18 protein-coding genes are annotated in these 18991 nt (G+C 55.4%); 10 read left to right on the top strand and 8 right to left on the bottom strand.

Going from position 1 to position 18991, the window contains the following annotated elements:
* The 8 genes from P1U71_RS08685 to P1U71_RS08650 form a co-directional block, all read left to right on the top strand.
* A partial coding sequence (locus tag P1U71_RS08685; protein ID WP_301105189.1) for a DUF2336 domain-containing protein occupies positions 1-585 on the top strand: 585 nt, incomplete at its 5' end.
* A gap of 86 nt (positions 586-671) precedes the next feature.
* A complete protein-coding gene (locus tag P1U71_RS08680) occupies positions 672-2261 on the top strand; it encodes a PAS domain-containing hybrid sensor histidine kinase/response regulator (RefSeq protein WP_301105188.1) in 1590 nt (529 codons plus the stop codon).
* Positions 2262-2369: 108 nt separating this feature from the next.
* Positions 2370-3482, top strand: coding sequence for a DUF2336 domain-containing protein (locus tag P1U71_RS08675; protein WP_301105187.1), 1113 nt, complete (start codon positions 2370-2372; stop codon positions 3480-3482).
* 91 nt (positions 3483-3573) lie between these two features.
* Positions 3574-4572 (top strand): GTP 3',8-cyclase MoaA, encoded by a 999-nt coding sequence (moaA, locus tag P1U71_RS08670; protein ID WP_367281152.1) that lies wholly within the window; start codon positions 3574-3576, stop codon positions 4570-4572.
* Between the two features lie 6 nt (positions 4573-4578).
* The gene (locus tag P1U71_RS08665) at positions 4579-5337 is read left to right on the top strand and encodes an NAD kinase (protein ID WP_301105185.1); all 759 of its coding nucleotides are present in this window, start codon (positions 4579-4581) and stop codon (positions 5335-5337) included.
* A 191-nt stretch (positions 5338-5528) separates the two neighbouring features.
* Positions 5529-6224 carry a ParA family protein gene (locus P1U71_RS08660; RefSeq protein ID WP_301105184.1) on the top strand — a complete coding sequence of 232 codons (696 nt, stop codon included), beginning with the start codon at positions 5529-5531 and terminating at the stop codon, positions 6222-6224.
* A 34-nt stretch (positions 6225-6258) separates the two neighbouring features.
* Complete coding sequence (locus P1U71_RS08655; RefSeq protein ID WP_301105183.1) at positions 6259-6900, top strand: hypothetical protein; 642 nt, start codon at positions 6259-6261, stop codon at positions 6898-6900.
* A gap of 16 nt (positions 6901-6916) precedes the next feature.
* A complete protein-coding gene (locus P1U71_RS08650) occupies positions 6917-7750 on the top strand; it encodes a hypothetical protein (RefSeq protein WP_301105182.1) in 834 nt (277 codons plus the stop codon).
* Here the strand turns inward: P1U71_RS08650 and P1U71_RS08645 are convergent.
* Complete coding sequence (locus P1U71_RS08645) at positions 7747-8091, bottom strand: Spx/MgsR family RNA polymerase-binding regulatory protein (protein ID WP_301105181.1); 345 nt, start codon at positions 8089-8091, stop codon at positions 7747-7749. The two genes, P1U71_RS08650 and P1U71_RS08645, sit on opposite strands and share 4 nt — an antisense overlap.
* A gap of 180 nt (positions 8092-8271) precedes the next feature.
* Between P1U71_RS08645 and P1U71_RS08640 the strand changes: the two genes are divergently transcribed.
* The gene (locus tag P1U71_RS08640; protein ID WP_301105180.1) at positions 8272-9582 is read left to right on the top strand and encodes a hypothetical protein; all 1311 of its coding nucleotides are present in this window, start codon (positions 8272-8274) and stop codon (positions 9580-9582) included.
* Positions 9583-9882: 300 nt separating this feature from the next.
* On the opposite strand, the gene tgt is transcribed toward P1U71_RS08640, so the two are convergent.
* The 6 genes from tgt to P1U71_RS08610 form a co-directional block, all read right to left on the bottom strand.
* Positions 9883-11013, bottom strand: a complete 1131-nt coding sequence (gene tgt / locus P1U71_RS08635; protein ID WP_301105179.1) for a tRNA guanosine(34) transglycosylase Tgt — start codon at positions 11011-11013, stop codon at positions 9883-9885.
* Entirely contained in the window at positions 11010-12041 is a 1032-nt protein-coding gene (gene queA / locus P1U71_RS08630) for a tRNA preQ1(34) S-adenosylmethionine ribosyltransferase-isomerase QueA (protein WP_301105178.1), read from the bottom strand. The genes tgt and queA overlap by 4 nt, the downstream gene beginning before the upstream one ends.
* A gap of 63 nt (positions 12042-12104) precedes the next feature.
* On the bottom strand, positions 12105-12587 hold the full coding sequence (locus P1U71_RS08625; RefSeq protein ID WP_301105177.1) for a peptidylprolyl isomerase: 483 nt from the start codon (positions 12585-12587) through the stop codon (positions 12105-12107).
* 50 nt (positions 12588-12637) lie between these two features.
* Positions 12638-13150, bottom strand: a complete 513-nt coding sequence (coaD, locus tag P1U71_RS08620) for a pantetheine-phosphate adenylyltransferase (RefSeq protein WP_301105176.1) — start codon at positions 13148-13150, stop codon at positions 12638-12640.
* 62 nt (positions 13151-13212) lie between these two features.
* Positions 13213-15939 (bottom strand): DNA gyrase subunit A, encoded by a 2727-nt coding sequence (gene gyrA / locus P1U71_RS08615; RefSeq protein WP_301105175.1) that lies wholly within the window; start codon positions 15937-15939, stop codon positions 13213-13215.
* A gap of 176 nt (positions 15940-16115) precedes the next feature.
* Positions 16116-16379: a DUF6356 family protein gene (locus P1U71_RS08610; protein WP_301105174.1), complete on the bottom strand. Its 264-nt coding sequence runs from the start codon at positions 16377-16379 to the stop codon at positions 16116-16118.
* Positions 16380-16530: 151 nt separating this feature from the next.
* Here P1U71_RS08610 and P1U71_RS08605 point away from each other — a divergent pair, with 151 nt between their 5' ends.
* Positions 16531-16989: an Lrp/AsnC family transcriptional regulator gene (locus P1U71_RS08605; protein WP_301105173.1), complete on the top strand. Its 459-nt coding sequence runs from the start codon at positions 16531-16533 to the stop codon at positions 16987-16989.
* Here the strand turns inward: P1U71_RS08605 and P1U71_RS08600 are convergent.
* On the bottom strand, positions 16986-18983 hold the full coding sequence (locus P1U71_RS08600) for a hydantoinase/oxoprolinase family protein (protein WP_301105172.1): 1998 nt from the start codon (positions 18981-18983) through the stop codon (positions 16986-16988). The two genes, P1U71_RS08605 and P1U71_RS08600, sit on opposite strands and share 4 nt — an antisense overlap.
* Between the last annotated feature and the right edge of the window lie 8 nt (positions 18984-18991).

Below are 18991 nucleotides of genomic sequence, written 5' to 3'. Positions count from 1 at the left end.
GATCTTGCCCATAAGATGTTCTGGTGGGTATCCGCGGCGTTGCGCCGCCATATTCTTGAGAATTTCGAGATTGACGAGCTGGAACTCAATGAGAAGATCGTCGCGGCCGCGAAAACCGAATACCGCTATGACATTGACGAGAAAACGTCCAACGCGGACAAGCTGATTGCTGAGCTTGCAAAACGCAAGGAGTTGAACGAAAAATTTCTGGTGCAGGCCCTGCGCAGCCGCCAAATCCGGTTGTTCGTGATCGGCCTTGCCGAACTTTCAGGGCTGGATTATCAGAAAATCAGCCGTTTTATCTACGATCCCAACGCCGAGGCATTGATTGTCGTCCTTAAGGCACTGGAGTTCAGCCGAAACTCTTTTTCTACTACTTACCTTCTGACCCGCAACATTTCCCATAACCAAAAAGTAAAAAAGACGACACAGCCAGAAGAAGTAGAGATTATTATGAAATTTTATGATAAACTTTCTACAAAGAAGGCTAAAATGACGTTACGCTTCTGGCAGTTGGAGCGTGACTATACGGAGATTGTTGAACAACTTGACGCCGATCTTGATGATGATCGGGTTTATCTATGATTTTCGTGCGTGGCGTAAATTTGTACAAGGGAACATGTCAGTTTGCATGTAATGAGTAGATGACGGAACGGGGGCAAGGAAGCGTCGTGTCGCTTCATACCGATGTCAAAAGTACCAACGGCTCAGAAAATCCGTCGATGCAGGGTGTTATCAGTCGGGAGTTTTTTGACGCCGTTTTTGAACAGGCTCCCCCGATGTATATGGCCCGCCCCGACGGGACTGTTATTTACGCCAACAGCGGGTATCGGGAGCATTTCCGCCCCGGCGGCGCGCAACGGGTGGAAGACAAAATCCTCCCCACCCTGCCGCAGGATCATCTTGATATCGTCACCCGTATCGCCGAGACACAGGAAACAGAAACCCGGCAGCTCGCGCTCTCGACAGGTAAGGAGCCCGATTATTTTCTTTCCCGTCATTTCCCTATTTTTGATGACGACGACCAGCTGATCGCCATCTGCGGCAGCTTTATCAACTCCACCCGACAGGTTAATGCGGAAACCAAGCTGAGAGAGGAAAAGCGCCGGTTTCTTGACATTACCCGCGCGGCCTCGGACTGGATCTGGGAAACGAATGCGGACGGACGGCTCACCTTTGTCTCCGACCGTGCCGTACAGGCCGTCGGCCTGCCGCCGATGCTGCTGAAAGGCAAGCGCCTTGCCGATCTGGGTGTCTTCAAACCGGAAGCGGATGGCAGCAACCGGGCCGAGACGGCCATGGGACAGCATGTGCCATTCCGCTCAATCCCCCTAGAAATCCAGGATACCAGCGGCGCGTACAAGATTTTCAATATGTCCGGTGTCCCTGTTTTCGATGATAAGGGCCGTTATGTCGGCTATCGCGGGACCAGCGATGATATCACCGCGCGGCTTCTGGCGGAGGACGAGGCCATGTCCTCAAAGGCCGACCTGGAGCAGGCGATCAACGAAATCACCAAGAAAAACATGCAGTTGGAAGTGACGGCTAAGAAAGCACTGGAATCTGCGAAAGCGAAAGATACTTTCCTCGCCAACATGAGCCATGAACTCCGTACGCCGCTTAACGCCATCATCGGTTTTGCCGAAGTCATTGGGCTTGAAACCTTTGGCCCGATCAGTGACAAATACCGCGAATATGTCGGCGACATCCTGAATTCGGGCAAGCATCTGTTGAGCCTGATCGAGGATATTCTGGATATCGCGCGCATCGAAAGCGACAAGATCCCGATCGAGATCGTGCCGACCCCCCTCGCCGGTATGGTAGCGGACGCCTATGTTCTGATACAGAACCATGCGCAAAAGAAAAATCTCGAGATGATCGGCACGCGGATCACAGAGGATATCAAACTTGCCGTCGATCCAACTCGCTGCCTGCAGATTCTGGTCAATATCATCGGCAATGCGGTGAAATTCACCCCGCATGGCGGCACAATCGGCATCGAGTATGAGATTATCGATGACGCCTTCGTGGACATCACTGTCTGGGATACGGGCCCCGGCATTGCCGAGGAAGACCAGGAGAAAATCTTCGAGGCCTTCAAGCAGGCGCATGAAGGCGTATACAGCCGCGGCACGGACGGTGTCGGCCTCGGCCTGACGCTTTCGCTGAAGCTTGCGCGGCTCATGGGCGGCAACATTTCAGTGAAGAGCAGTCTGTCGGACGGCAGTCGCTTCAAGGTTCGCCTGCCCCTCGCCCATTAAGACCTCCCTCGTCTGCTCCAGCCGCATTATATGGTTATTAATTAACAGAGTTTTAACAAAAATTACCTATCCTAAGGTTGAGATATCCTAACCTTTGGACAAATAATTATGGCCGCTGCTGCGCAGGAGAATATCGAAACATTAAAGACACTTGTCGACCTTGCGGAGACAAGATCTCGGCAGAAGCGCGAATTCCTGTATAACCGGATCAGTGAATTCCTCATTGAGGATCGCCTGAAGTTCTCCGATTCCGAAAAAGACATCATGGCGGACATCATCTGCCGAATAACCACTGATGTGGAAAAATCGATCCGCGCAAAATTTGCAAAAAACCTGGCCCTCCGGGAAGATGTCCCAAAAAGCCTTCTCGTGTTTCTGGCCAATGACCAGATTGAGGTTGCGCTCCCGATCCTCCAGGGATGCGGCCTGCTGGCCGAATATGACCTTCTGGAAATTGTCAAACATCGCTCCAACCAGCATCGGCTTGCCATTGCCGCGCGGGACAATATCGGGGAAGAGGTCTGTTCTACGCTCTGCGAGATAAATGATCCCCATATCACGGTCACCCTGCTCAACAATCACAGCGCCCGGATACCGCTCCTGACGCTGAATTATCTGGGGGAGCAATCAGAATATATTCCGGAGTATCAGCGCCCGCTTCTTGAGCGCCCCTTCCTGCCCAACCCGATCGCGGAAAAGATGTACCGCTGGGTCTCCATGTCTTTACGGGAATATATTGCCACAAATTTTGACGTGGATATCCGCGCCCTTGAGATGGATATCAAGGATCGCAAAGAGACGATCCAGTCTATTTCCAAGGAAAGCGATCCCTCATTTCGCCTTGTCGAGAAACTACACCGCTCCGGCGAGCTTTCCACCCGCTTCATGATCAAGTCCCTGCATCAGGGGGAAATCGACCTGTTTGAATTTGCCTTCGCCAAGCTGCTCGGTGTGGAAAGCGACGAGATTCGTGACATTATCTATGCGGAAAACCCGGAAATCCTTGCCGTCGCCAGCCGTAGCCTGGATATCGACCGGGTCATTTTCAAGTCAATTTACGATCTTACCGCCTCCATTCGTGAACAGGACGCCTCCATTCTTTCCCCCGCTAAATCAATCTCAATGGATTTTTATGACCTGTTGAGCCAGGACTCCGCCAAAACGGCGCTTCAAAATGATGACTTCATGTCAGGAAAAATCAGATACGCCGATATATCCTAGTCGGCATCGCTTCTTTTCCGTCATTGCTTGCAAAACATATTTAAAAAGATATTTTTAGAAGAGAAGCTTCGCGTCTCTTCTTTACTGGAATATGAATGTGATTGATCCCTTTGGCAGAAAAATCGACTATCTCCGCGTATCGGTAACGGACCGGTGCGATTTCCGCTGCAAATACTGCATGTCGGAAAATATGACCTTCCTGCCGAAGAAGGACATCCTCAGCCTGGAAGAACTGGAAATGGTCTCCGCCGCCTTTATTCGCAAGGGCGTGCGTAAGATCCGCATTACCGGCGGCGAACCTTTGGTCCGCAAAGGGATTATGGAGCTGTTCCGGAATTTGGGGCTCTATATCAAGAGCGGCGAGCTGGATGAGCTGACCCTCACCACCAACGGCAGCCAGCTTGGTAAATACGCGGACGAGCTATATGACGCGGGCGTGCGGCGCCTCAATGTCTCGCTCGACACCCTAAACCCCTATCAGTTTCAGGATATTACCCGCTGGGGCAACTTTGAAAAGGTAATGAAAAGTATTCGTGCTGCGAAGGCTGCCGGGCTTAAAATCAAGATCAATACGGTCGCGCTCAAGGGCTTTAATGACCATGAATTCAATGACATGATCCAATGGGTTGGCGATGAAGGCATGGATATCACCTTTATCGAGACCATGCCCATGGGCATGATTGACGGGCAACGCTCTGATCAATATCTCCCCCTCTCGGAGGTGAAAAAACAGCTCGCCGAGCGCTGGACCCTGACGCCCTCCGCCTATCGCACCGGCGGCCCGTCTGACTATGTCGATGTGGCGGAAACCGGCGGGCGGATCGGCTTTATCACACCGCTCACCCATAACTTCTGCGAAAGCTGCAACCGGGTCCGACTAACCTGCACCGGGATGCTCTATATGTGCCTCGGGCAGGAGGACAGCGCCGACCTGAAAGCCGTTTTGCGCGGCGAAAATGGCCTGGAAGCACTGGACGCCGCCATCGATGAGGCTATCGGGCGCAAGCCGAAGGGCCATGACTTCGTTATCGACCGGCAGAATGATGATCGCCCGGCAGTTCCCCGCCATATGAGCGTAACGGGCGGCTAACGGCAGATGAAAATACATTTTACCGCGAGCGAATCGGAAGATGCGCAAAGTGCCTGCGAAAGCCTGATAGCCCGCTATGGCGATGTTCCTGCCAAGGATGCTGAAATTATTGTCGCCCTCGGCGGGGATGGTTTCATGCTGGAAACCATGCATGCGTTTATGGACTCCAATCTTGCCATCTATGGCATGAACAAGGGAACCGTCGGATTCCTGCTCAATACCTACCGCGAAGAAAGCCTGATCGAACGCTTAAGCGACGGCGAGATAACCGAGCTTCACCCGCTCAATATGGTCGCGGTGGATATGCATGGGCAAGAGACGCAAGCTCTTGCCATCAATGAGGTTTCTCTCCTGCGGGAAAGCCGCCAGACGGCCAAGATACGCATTTCCATCGATGGCCATGTCAAGGTCGCGGAACTGACTTGCGATGGCGTGCTGGTGGCGACACCGGCGGGCAGCACCGCCTATAACTACTCCGCCCATGGCCCGATCCTGCCGGTAAATGCCGGCGTTCTCGCCCTGACCCCGATCAGCGCATTCCGTCCAAGGCGCTGGCGTGGCGCCATACTGCCAAAGGAAGCCCGGATCGAGCTGGAAGTCCTTGAGGCCGCGAAACGGCCGGTCAGCGCCGTTGCGGACGCCGTGGAAGTGCGGGATGTCTCCACGGTTAGCATTGAGGAAAAGCGCGATATCACCATCCGTCTTCTGTTCGATCCGGAGCATAATCTGGAGAAACGGATCCTTGATGAGCAGTTCATTCTATAGGGGTTCAAGGCCGCTTCCTGATACTTTATAAAATTTTACTAATTTTTAGCTAAGATTTGGCAGAATTCGTAAATCTTCCTTAATTTTTAATCGGTAATTTTGCTCCATGAGACAACAACTGGAGCGATAAACCGACTGTAAAAACCGGTTTCATTATCTCCAGTTTTAAAGAACCGAGCAGGAGAGTTCTGATGAAGGTTATTGCAGTTGCATCACAAAAGGGTGGTTCAGGTAAGACAACGCTTGCCGGACATCTTGCTGTTCAGGCCGAAATGGCTGGCGGCGGCCCGGTGGCGCTTGTAGACACAGACCCCCAGGGCAGCCTGTCGGAATGGTGGAACGAACGCGAGGCGGAAACCCCGCTGTTCGCCCGGACAACCGTTGAACGCCTCGAGGCGGACATCGGCCGGATGAAAAAGATGGGCATCAACCTATTGTTCGTCGATACGCCGCCTGCCATTACCTCAACGATTGCCAATGTCATCGGGCTATCGGACCTGCTGATTATCCCGACCCGGCCGAGCCCGCATGACCTTCGGGCTGTGGGCGCAACGGTGGAACTGGCTGAAGGGCTGAATACGCCGCTGATTTTCGTTGTTAACGGCGCAACGCCGCGCGCCCGGATCACCAGCGAGGCCGCTATCGCGCTCTCTCAACATGGCACGCTGGCCCCGGCAATCATCCATCAGCGGGTCGATTTCGCTTCCAGCATGATAGATGGCCGGACGACCATGGAGTTGAACCCCGGCTCACGCTCCAGCGATGAGATCGCCAAGCTTTGGTCCTATATCGATGAGCGTCTGTCGCGCATGGAAACCAACCATGCAATGCCGACGTCGCATCATCTTTCCGCCTCTCCGGCTAGCAATGGCGCGGCGTACAACTAAGTTCTGACGGCCATTTACAAGAAGAAGATTTGTCATGAAAGCAGCTTTTCTCTCCAGTTCATTGATTGCCTCCAAGGGCAAGGCCGCCCCGGCTTCGCCGCGTCTGACGCCGAGAAATCTTCTCGACGACGACAAGAAGAATGGCAATAACCATGTATCGCGCATCTATGACAGGGTACGCGAGTATGCCGAGACGCATGATGCGGCGCCTGAGCAGAATGCATCGAATAGCTCCGAGGGAGTTTCTGTCTCTAACGGCAAAGACAATGCTCCGGCCTTCATGGCCCGCGAATCCGATTCCGCAACACCGGAAAAGGCCGCGACTGCCCATAATGGCTCCTCTCCCTTTCAATCGACGGATTTTTCCCGTGCCTCCACGCCCAAACCTGCCGTAAATGGAACGCTCAACGATGCGGAAAACTCCCCGCTTGGCGAAGAAAAAGCGCAGGAAATTGCCGCGGAAGTCTCAAAGCTGAAGAAAGATGGCCTGGGCCGCATCCGGATTTCCGTCCGCATGTCCCCCAAGGATCATCTGCAGCTCAAACTCATCGCGGCGCATACGCAGATGTCCGCTCAGTCAATCTTTGAAACCGCTCTGGAAGAGTATGTCGCCAACCACGGATCGGATATTCTGCCGCAATCGTGCAATTGTGTTCTGGACAAGTCGTCCCTCTGAGCGGAAGTAGCCAGTTATGCGTGAAAATATTGATGAAAATAACGAGCTGGACGCGGGCCTGAATGCGGCGTCGCTGTCACAGATCAAGGTACGACGGCCAAAGGATACGGTCGCGTCCCCCCGCAAGGTGAAATCCGGCGACATTACCGACCGCTTGCAGGCACTCTCGGAGGAGCTGGAGGCCAGCAAGCCGGAAGCAGGCGCGCCCAAACCTGCCTTCGCGCAGGAAGCAGAAGAGACGCTCTCCCCGGCCCCTAAGAAGGCGAAAGCCCCTGCGAAACCCGCAAAAAAGCAGGCAAAGCCGAAGTCGGCAACTCCAGCTCCTGCAAAAGAAGAGATTCTTTCCACTCCCGAGCCGGTTTCCGCCGTGCCGCCACGCCGGGCGCATTGGGCCCGGCCTGCCGCTACCTCCGGATGGCAGAAAAAGCCGGCGACACCGGATATTCTTTCCTACTGGATGGAAATACGTGACGGCAACCGCTACCCCAGCTGGCAGAATCTGGATACGGCCAAGATCGGAAAATACTGGCCCAATTGTACGCTGGTCCATTGTGATCGGGTCGCCGGTCGTCTACAGCTGGAAAACGGGTTCGCCAGCGAAGTCCGCCAGGCCACGCAGGCAGAAAACCCGCACCAGAAATATGCCTCGGATATCGAATTTACGCCGATGGTGGTCGACTGGGTCCTCGGCCTTGCGCGGGATGTCGCGAATTCAGGCAAGCCGACCCACGGGACCGAGCAATTCCCCTCTACCTTCGATGAAATTCCGCTTCGAGTGATCGCCCTGCCACTCAGCGAGAACCAGATCGATATCGATCACGTCCTTTGCTATGTGCAGAAGCTGGATTAATCCACCCAGCTTTTCAGCGTTTCTTTCTCCGGTTCCTTGAAGCCAACCAGATAGCGGCCGTTATGCGAGAAAATAGGCCGTTTCAACAATGTCGGCTGGGCGATGATCTCAGCCGTCGGATCGTCCCCCGCCAGCGCCGCCTTCGCCGCATCGTCCAGTTGGCGATAGCTTGTCCCGCGCTTGTTAACCAGGGTATCGCGATCAAAGGCAGAGAGCCATTTTTCAAGCTCCGCCCCGGGCAAGCCATCGGCGCGTAAATCATGAAACCGGCAGTCGATCCCCTCCGCCTGTAGCCATTTGAGCGCCTTCCTGCAGGTATCGCAGTTTTTAATCCCATACATTATCACCGCGTAGATCCCTCATCTTTGTGTAATCCGGTTGCTCCCTTGTAACGCGGAGGCGCAAAGCGGGACAACCCTTCCCGATAAAAACTTTGCTCTTCATCCCAAAACCCGCCCAAACCAGAGAGCTTCGGTCACAAACCGCCCTCATCCGTCGTCACAGGACAGGAGGAGCGAAACATGGGTCTTTTTTCAAAGCAATCAACGACGGACGGATCGCAGCAGAGCGAAAAACCGTCAGAGCGGACCCTTGCAACGACCATCCTCCAGACATCCCTCGTCGATGCCCAGCTTCTGATGATGACGGCGGCGGAACGCGGCATCGAGCTTGATGCGGAAGTAACCCAGACCATTCTTGAGACCAGCGATGCCCTTGATAAATCCCGGCTCACCCCGGAGAATATCAACAGTTTCTGGCATGCCTATGATTCTCTCTCGCGTACGTTAAGCCCGATCACCATCGACAGCGTCCGCGCAACCCATGACATGCGGCGCCTGCGTTCCGGGATCTGGGGATATCTGCAAGGGCGCATATATGTACCCTTTTCCCGAAAATCTGCCTTTCGATACAAAATGCTATCGCTGACTACCTTGCTGAGCCTGATCGCGTTGCAGGTGTTCTGGTCGATCGGCAACACTCTTGTCATCGATATCAAGGACCAGTCTGATCAGATCATAATGCTGGAAGAGCAGCTTTTTAGCGAAAACAACACCTCTTCACCCAATGGTAGCCTCAACAGTTTTCCGAAGAGCAACGGCACAGCCACGAATGAGGAAGGGGAAACAGAAGGCGAGACGACAGCCGCGCCAGAGGCACGCACCGCCCCGGGACGGAAGGTCGATATCCAGGCCCTCAATCATCAGATCGGCGAATATATCGCCTGGCGCAGCGCAGAGATTATCGAGCTTAAAAACTGGAACCGTTTCTGGGGACGGATCATCTTTTTCAGTGAACAGACCTGGGAAAAGCCCGATTACAACGACCTCTCACCGGAATCAAAAATCCATGTCCATTACGTTTCCGCCCAATATGTGCTACATGCCATCTCGGTTTATTTCCTGCCGATCCTTTATGGGTTGCTGGGGGCATCCTTCTATGTGCTTCGACAGCTCCCAAAGGATATCGAAAATCTGACTTTTTCGATGAACTCCCATATCGATTACAGCCTTCGGATCACGCAAGGCCCGCTTGCCGGGATCATGGCCAGCTTCTTTTTTACCGAAGCGCCGAGTAAATTCTACTCCCTCACCTCGCATTCCTCGGCAATTGCGACGATCAAGCTCGGCTCGTCCAGCCTCGCGAATTTCAGCCCGCTCGCCATCGCCTTCCTTGCGGGCTACAGCGTCGAGCTTATTTTCTATGTGATTGATAAAATCATTTCCACGGTAACGACACGCTCGACCGCGACCGCCGTCAAACCAACGCCACAGCCGGTGAAAATGACCTCTCCTGCGAAACCCGCGAAACCCGCCAATTCCGCCGACAGCTAAGGACGATCCGGTGACAAGAATCGCCTATCCGAGCACAGGAATCTCTCCGTCCTCTTACTACTCCAGCGAGAGTTTTGCCATAAAATTGTCAGAAAATGCGGTTAAATTGCGTAATATGCAGTCAAAAAGCGGCATCTTTGCCGGCGGGTCCGCGACCTCGGTATTTGTTAACGCAATGTTAAGAGTTCTGGGCGGATGATAAAGTTGTCCAAGGTTGATCGAAGCTGTTTTTGCCGATTCCACCCCCTCCCCTCAAAGGCAAAGATGGCTTCGATTACCATTTTTCCCAACATTTCAGGTCTAGATCGGCTCGATATCGCCTTTTTCCTGCATGGCAAAAAAATCGAGGGCGAAATTCGCGAGGCCACCTTCCTCAATCGCATCGCGCATCCCCGCCATAATTTCCTGATAATAATGCAGGTTGTGCCAGGTCAGCAGCATGGAGCCCAACATCTCCTTCGCCTTGAACAGGTGATGAAGATAGCCCCGGCTATAATTCCGGCAGGCCGGGCAGTCGCAGCGCTCATCGAGCGGGCGCGGATCATCCGCATGGCGGGCATTACGGATATTGACCGTGCCATAGCGGGTAAAGCCTTGCGCATTTCGCCCTGAGCGCGTTGGCAGCACGCAGTCAAACATATCGATGCCGCGCATCACCGCGCCGACCAAGTCATCAGGCTTGCCAACGCCCATCAGATAGCGCGGCTTGTCCTGCGGCAGGGCGGGTGTGGTGAATTCGAGGGTGCGGAACATCTCCGCTTGCCCCTCCCCCACAGCGAGGCCGCCAACCGCATATCCCTCAAACCCGATCCCGGTCAGTGCCGCGACGGATTCCAGCCGCAAATCCTCGTAAGTAGAGCCCTGCACAATCCCGAACAGGCCATAGCCGTTGCGATGCTCATAAGCCTCGCGCGAGCGCAGCGCCCAGCGCATGGATCGGCGCATGGAACTCGCGGCGACCTCTTCCGTTGCCGGATAAGGTGTGCATTCATCGAAGGCCATGGTGATCGTCGCGTCGAGGTCGTTCTGGATCTGCATGGAGCGTTCCGGCGTCAGCTCAAACCGCTGCCCATCGATATGGGATTTGAAGATAACGCCATTCTCATCGATTTTACGCAACTCATTGAGCGACATTACCTGAAACCCGCCGCTGTCGGTGAGGATCGGTCGCTCCCAGTTCATGAATTTATGCAAGCCGCCAAGGCGCTTTACCCGCTCCGATCCCGGCCGGAGCATCAGATGATAGGTATTGCCAAGCAGGATGTCCGCGCCGGTCTCGCGCACGGCCTCCGGTGTCATGCCCTTCACCGTCGCCGCTGTCCCGACCGGCATGAAGGCAGGCGTCCTGATCTCGCCATGGGCGGTCTTGAGCGTCCCGCGCCGGGCAGCGCCATCGGTGGCGGAGATTTTAAAGTCAAATGCGTTCGTCATAATTTTGGATATAGCAGCGAACAGTCGCCATAGGAATAAAAACGGTATTTTTCCGCAATCGCATGGGCATAGGCCGCCTGCATGGTCTCCAGTCCGGAAAAGGCGGAAACGAGCATGAAAAGCGTCGATTTGGGCAGATGGAAGTTGGTAATCAACAGATCAATGGCCTTGAACCGGTAGCCGGGCGTAATAAAGATATCCGTCTCTCCCTCGAAGGGATGAACAATACCCTTCTCATCTGCTGCGCTTTCAAGAAGGCGGAGGCTCGTCGTTCCGACTGCCACAGCCCTTCCCCCACGGGCGCGCACAGCATTTATTTTTGTGGCGGTTTCCGCGTTCAGGAAACCCCGCTCCGCATGCATCTTGTGATCATCCGTATCCTCGACCTTGACTGGCAGGAAGGTGCCGGCCCCGACATGCAGGGTCGTCGTCACCATATCGATCTTTTTCGCCGCGAATTTCTCTAAAAGTGCCTCGGTGAAATGAAGGCCCGCCGTCGGCGCAGCCACGGCTCCCTCGTCTTTCGCGAAGATCGTCTGGTAATCGCTCTTGTCCTGTTCATCGACGGCGCGCAGGCTGCTGATATAGGGCGGGAGGGGGATTTCCCCATGTTCCATCAGCTTCTCCATAAGGGCTGGACCGGACGCAGAAAAGGCAAGCGCCACTTCCCCGCCCTCAAATTTATCCGTCACCAACGCCGTAAAGCCGCGCCCGAAGTCTATGATATCGCTGACTTTTAGTTTCTTTGCCGGTTTCGCGAAAGCATGCCAGCTATCGGCGGCAACATTCTTGTGCAGCGTCACCTCGATCTTCGCTGTGCGCCGCATCCCCCGAAGTCGCGCCGGAATCACCTTGGTGTCGTTAAAGACAAGCAGATCCCCGTCGCGCAGCAGGTCCGGCAGATCGGCGACAGTGTAATCGCTGATCGCCTCCCCAACCACCAACAGCTTCGCCCCCTCACGCGGGACCGCCGGGCGATCGGCGATCAGCTCCGTCGGCAGGGTAAAATCAAATGCGTCAACTTTCATGATCTAAAACGCAAACGAACGACTTGGATGCCCAAGCCGTTCGTGCCCGGAAATTTGAAAATATTATTCGACGTCAGCGGCGACTTTAAGGCTGATGATCTTCTCCGGGTCTGTAACAGAACCATTGTCCATGCTACTGCCCTTCTTGATCTTATGCACAGCCTCCATCCCCTCAACCACCTGGCCCCAGATGGAATACTGGCTATCCAGATGCGGTGCGCGGTCGAACATGATAAAGAACTGGCTGTCCGCACTATCAGGATGCCCTGCGCGGGCCATAGAGCAGGTACCTTCGATATGGTCTTCATCGGAGAACTCAGCGGTGAGTTTCTGGCCCGAGCCGCCGGTGCCGGTGCCGTTCGGGCAGCCGGTCTGTGCCATAAATCCATCGATCACCCGGTGAAAGACGATGTCATCATAAAAGCCTTCGCGTGCCAGCTCCTTGATCCGGGCGACATGGTTCGGCGCAAGATCGGGGCGCATCTCAATGATGACACGACCATCCTTCAGTTCAAGATAGAGGGTGTTTTCAAGGTCTCGTGCCATAACTTTCTCCTGTTTTCCGCGCGCGATATCGCCTGCGGTTTTAAGTTCTACTATTTCGAATTCTTGTGAATAAGTTCGACCCGATCGACAATTTTCTGCGCCGTCGTCGCCGAAACAAATTTCGTGATATCGCCATTCAGCAAGGCGATTTCCTTGACCAGGCTGGAGGCGATAAATTGATGCTGGTCAGAGGCCATCAGGAAGACCGTCTCAATCTCCGAGTTCAACCGACGGTTCATGCCGACCATCTGGAACTCATACTCAAAGTCGGAAACCGCGCGAAGGCCACGGATAATGATGGCGGCCCCCACTTGCTCGGCGAAATGCATCAAAAGATTGTTGAAGGGTTTCACCACGAAATTGGTGCCCGGAAATTCCTCAGTCATTTTTTCAACCATCTCGACCCGTTCGTCCACGGTGAAGAGAGGGTTTTTCCCGGGGTTCATCGCAACGCCAATCACCAGCGTATCGACCAGTTTCGACGCACGGCGGATAATGTCATAGTGACCCACCGTAATCGGATCAAAGGTCCCCGGATATAATCCTACGCGATTTTTCGACATGAAATTTCCTTCCCTTTCTTCGCTACTTCTATCTGTTAGCTTGATATTTTAGGTGCGCCGTTTTAGCTGTTCGCATCCTCATCGGCGGGCCCTGCATCATCGGCATTGTCGTCACCTTCCCCGTTCTCATCCTCCGACTTGGCATCGGCAAGCGCAGTCACAGAGACGACCTGCTCCCCTTTTGAGGTTTTGAACAGGGTCACGCCCTGCGTATTCCGCCCGGCAATCCGGATATCCGTGACCGGCGTCCGGATCACCTTGCCGCCATTGGTGACCAGCATGATCTGCTCATCTTCCGTGATCGGGAAAGTGGCAACGACATCGCCATTCCGGCTGGAGGTTTCGATATTGATAATGCCCTGTCCCCCGCGATTGGTGACACGGTATTCAAAGGCATTCGTCCGCTTGCCATAGCCGTTTTCGGTAATGGCGAGCAAAACCTCCTCATCCTGCAGGAGAGCATCATACTGTTCCGGCGTGAGACTGCCGTATTCCGTGACATTTCCAGCCTCATCGGTGGATTTGCGGGCCCTGAGATACGCATCCCGGGTTTCCGTGTCCGCCTCAACGGATTTGAGGACCGACATACCAATAACGCTGTCACCCTTGGCAAGCTTCATGCCGCGCACGCCGCTGGAATCCCGGCCCTTGAACAACCGGACATCGGTCGCACGGAAGCGAATGCATTTTCCGCCCCTGGCCGCGAGGAATACGTCAGAATCCGGCGTACAAATCCGGACATCGACGAGCTGGTCATCCTCATCAAGCTTCATGGCGATCTTGCCGTTGGCCTTCACATTGGAGAAGTCGCTGAGCTGGTTGCGCCGGACATTGCCCTTGGCGGTCGCGAACATCACTTCCAGCTCCGACCAGCTTTCCTCTTCCTCCGGCAGCGGCATCAGGGTGTAGATAACCTCCCCTTCCTCCAGCGGCAGGAGATTGATGATCGCCTTGCCAAGGCTCTGCGGCGAGCCAAGCGGCAGACGATAGACCTTCATCTTATAAACCCGCCCGAAGGTCGAGAAGAACAGCACCGGTGTATGCGTGTTCACGACGAACAGCTGCGTGACGAAATCCTCATCGCGGGTCTGCATGCCGGCACGCCCCTTGCCACCGCGTCGCTGCGGCTTGTAGGTCGAGAGCGGCACGCGCTTGATATATCCCTTATGGCTGACCGTCAGCACCATATCTTCGCGCTGGATCAGGTCCTCGATATCATGCTCGAACTCGCTTTCCTCGATCTGCGTGCGGCGCGGCACCGCGTATTTTTCCTTCATTTCCAGAAGCTCGTCGCGGATGATGCTGATCAGGCGCGGACGGCTGGAGAGGATATCGAGATAATCGAGAATTTTCTCACCAAGTTCCTTAAGCTCATCGCCGATTTCATTCTGGCCGAGCGCGGTCAGGCGTTGCAGGCGAAGATCAAGGATTGCCCGGGCCTGCGCCTCCGACAGGCGATAGGTGCCCTTGTCCGTGATTGCATATTCCGGATCGTCCACCAGCCGGATCAACGGCTCCACCGAGGAAGCATTCCAGTCACGCTCCATCAACTGGGTGCGCGCCGTCGCCGGATCGGGCGCGGCGCGGATCAGCTTGATCACTTCATCGATATTAGCGACCGCAATCGCAAGGCCGATTAACACATGGGCCCGTTCACGCGCCTTGCCGAGCAGGAACTTGGTCCGCCGGGAGATGACTTCCTCCCGGAAATCAAGGAAGGCTTCCAGCAGCTCCCTGACGTTGAGAAGCTCCGGTTTGCCGCGGTTGAGCGCCAGCATATTCACCCCGAAGGAGGTTTGCAGCGAGGTAAATCGGAAAAGCTGGTTCAGCACCACCTCCGCCATCGCATCGCGCTTGATCTCGATGACGACACGGACGCCGTGACGGTCCGATTCATCGCGAAGATCGCCAATGCCTTCAATTTTCTTGGCACGCACCAGATCGGCAATCTGCTCGACAAGGCGGGCCTTGTTCACCTGATACGGAACTTCGGTCACGATCAGCGCCTGCCGATCTTTGCGAATTTCCTCAATATCAACCTTCGCCCGCATAATCACCGATCCGCGCCCGGTGGTAAGGCCACTGATTGACCCGCTCCGCCCGAGGATCGTCCCGCCGGTCGGGAAATCCGGTCCCGGAATATAATCGACCAGCTCTTCGACCGCCATTTCCGGTTTTTCAAGAAGCGCAAGCGCTCCGTCAACCACTTCACCCAGATTATGCGGCGGGATATTGGTCGCCATGCCGACGGCAATACCGCCCGCGCCATTGACCAGAAGGTTGGGATAGCGCGCCGGCAGAACCGAGGGTTCGCGCTCGCTATCATCATAGTTATTGACGAAATCGACAGTGTCCTTGTCGATATCATCGATCAGGCTCTCGGCGGCCTTTTGCAGACGCGCCTCGGTATAACGCATGGCGGCAGCCTTGTCGCCATCCATGGAGCCGAAGTTGCCCTGACCCTCAATCAGTTTGAGGCTCATGGAGAAATCCTGCGCGAGACGCACCATGGCGTCATAAATCGCGCTGTCCCCATGGGGGTGATACCGGCCCATCACATCACCGACCACGCGGGCGGATTTGCGGAATGCCTTGTCCGAGGTGTAGCCGTTTTCATACATGGCGTAGATGATGCGCCGATGCACCGGTTTGAGCCCGTCCCGGGCATCGGGAAGCGCACGTGAGACAATCACGCTCATGGCGTAGTCGAGATACGACCGCCGCATTTCCTCTTCGATAGTGACCGGTACGATATGGTTATCGGAAGGAGGTATCGTTACATCATTCAAGGCAGGGGTTCCTGAATAAACTTGAGCATGCCAGGCATCGGCCAAGCATAGAAAAAACCGTTAAACTCCCCCGTCAATATCAGCTATTGTCAGGGTTGGCCTGTTCTACAAGATATCCGCCCCATACGCAACCTTTAGCGGGCCAAAAACCGCGCCTTACTAGCCCAACCGCGCCTTTATAGCGCCGCGCTGTCGAGAGCCTGATGGGCTGGCGACATGGGCATCGGTTTCGTCACGCGGCCCGTTACCATCCGGCCATGCAGCCTGGTAATGATCCGGCTTCCCGTCTTCTCGAACAGGAAGGGGAAAATGGCATGAACCGCCGCGCAAAAACCGGCGATGAACAGCCAGAAGGCAAAAGAGCCGGACATTTCCATATGCTCGACATAGCTTTCATTCACGGACGCGGGATGATCGGTAAACAGTTTCTGAATAGTCATGGTCTTTATCCGTTACTTAGGCTTCTCTCACAGTTTTAATATGGGATAATCATAACGGTAATTTCCGGAATTTTTGCCTTTAATTAACTCATAATTCCTATAATATGAAACATATGTTTCGATATATCGGAATTTTAAGGGACAATACTTCATGGATAGCATAGACCGCAAAATCCTCGGACATCTGCAGAAGGACAGCTCCATCGCCGTGGCGGATCTGGCCGAGAAAGTCGGCTGCTCCCGCACCGTCTGCTGGCGTCGCATCAAGTCGCTGCAGGAAACCGGCGTTATCCGGGCGCAGGTAACCCTTCTCGACCGGGGCAAGCTCAACCTGCCGGTTACGGTCTTCGTCGCCATCAAGACCAGCCGCCATGATACGGACTGGCTTCAAAAATTCGCCGAGACAGTCGATAAATTCCCCGAAATCATGGAGTTTTACCGGATGAGTGGCGATATCGACTATCTGCTGAAAGTGGTGGTGCCGGATGTGGCCGCCTATGACAAATTCTATCATCGCCTGATCCGGGAGATTGATCTTTCCGATGTCAGTTCAAATTTCGCGATGGAGGAGATAAAATTCACCACCGCGCTCCCCCTGCAGATGCCTTAGCGGGCGATGCGCGGCCTTCCGAAAGCGGTAACGTCAAGATGGCTTTCGATGAACATTTCCCGGCCATCGATATGGGCAATATTATCCCGCCGATCGAATGTTGTCTGAACTTCCACCGCACCCGCCTCTAAGGCGAGGGCACGCGCCTCAGAGGTGAGCAATCTCTTTGCCTCAGCCGCGGCCACGTCCACACTCTCAAAATCCAACGGCTCCCCGCTGTGATAGAGGCGATAGCCGTCCTTGTCCGTTGGAGAAATGCTGGCATGAGCACTCATGCGGACCTGACCCACCACCGCGCCCACCGCATTGGCGACGGCGGCATGGTCAGGGATCACGGCCTCGGTTTTAAGCCGGGCCGCCACCTTCGGGTAATAGATATGGGCGGAGGCACCAAGCCCGATCACCGGCAGTTGCAGACCGATATCCAGCTTCACCAGCGGATGGGATGCCTCCCGGTTTGCGGCGCGAAGAACCCTCACCGCCTCGTCCGGGGTGAGAAGCGGGTCTCCCCCGAGTGCCGCCGTGAGCAGGGTTTCGCTTGACTTAGCGACCAACGCATCAAAAATCATCCGGCTCACGTCTTCGGCCGTCCGGGTGAGCGGTTGCCCGCGCGTATCCTTCTGCCGCGCAAAGAGGCGCGCCGCCTTTTCCGCCACCGCCTTATCCCAGCTATCCTGCAGTCCCAGAATATGCGCCGCATCGGACGGGGTCAGCCCGGCGATCATCACAAGACCCGCCGAGACCAATCTTTCCAGCGCCGACATTTGCCGCCGCCGGGTGATCAGTTTTTCAAGCGGCTTCGGTCCTGCCTTCAACTCAGCGAGGAGGGCCGCCTCCAGCTCGGACAGGGTCGCGAGATGCGCACTCTCCCGCCCAACGGCAAAGACGAAACGACCAAAGCTGTCCTGCCAGCGGTCGCGCAGTAACTGTGCATCCAGCGCATCATGCACAAGTTTGGGATATTCTGTCGCAAGCAGGCTGACCGGCACCAAACGCCGCGGCCCAAGCGCGATGGCAAGGCCGAAACCGGACTTCGCCGCCGTTACCTCGCTATCCCCGCCAAGGCCGACGGTATGGATCGCCACCGCCTCCACCATCGTACGCCAGCCGCCGACGGTCGCCCCCGCCGGATCAAGACGCGGGCTGCCGCCCTCCAGCACCGCGATATCCGTTGTCGTGCCGCCAATATCGGAGACAATTGCATCTTTCTCCCCGCTTAAATAGGCCGCCCCGACAAGGCTCGCCGCCGGGCCGGAGAGAATGGTCTCGATGGGTTTCAGCTTGGCAATCTCCGCCGAGATCAACGCGCCATCCCCCTGCACCACCATCAACGGCGCGTCGATCTTCATCTCCGCGAACAGGGCTTCACTTGAGGTGATCAGGTGATGGATCAAATTGATCAGCCGCGCATTAAGAACCGAGGTCAAAGCCCGGCGCGGCCCGTCGAGCTTGCTGGACAGTTCATGGCTGCAGGTAACGCTATTCTTTTCAGAACGTGCGAGGAGGATCTCCCGCACGCGAAGTTCATGCTCCGGGTTGCGAATGGCGAACAGCCCCGCGACGGCAAAGGCAGTGATAGGCCCCGCAACGTCCAACCCGGAATTGAGCGCCGCTTCATCGAGCGGGGCTTCCGCCTCCCCCTGCCCATTATGACCGCCACCCAGAAAAATGACCGGATCGCCCTTCAAAGCCTCCCGCAGGCCATTCCGTTCCAGCGCGGTCTCGTCAAAGCCAATCAGGATCAGGCAGACGCGCCCGCCCTGACCCTCCACCAGCGCGTTGGTGGCAAGCGTGGTGGAGAGGGAGACAAGACCGATATCTTTGGTCGAAATCTGCGTCGAGCCAATCACCGAGACGACGGACTTGCCGATCCCTATGGCATAATCATTCCGTGTCGTGAGGGACTTGGCGCTCGCGATCACGCCCTTGTCTTCATCGAACAGCACGGCGTCCGTATAGGTGCCGCCCGTATCAATCCCCAACAGTAATGTCATTAAATTCC

The sequence above is a fragment of the Sneathiella sp. genome, assembly GCF_029233945.1.
In the GTDB taxonomy this organism is placed as follows: domain Bacteria; phylum Pseudomonadota; class Alphaproteobacteria; order Sneathiellales; family Sneathiellaceae; genus Sneathiella.
This window is presented reverse-complemented; position numbering and strand designations above follow the sequence as displayed.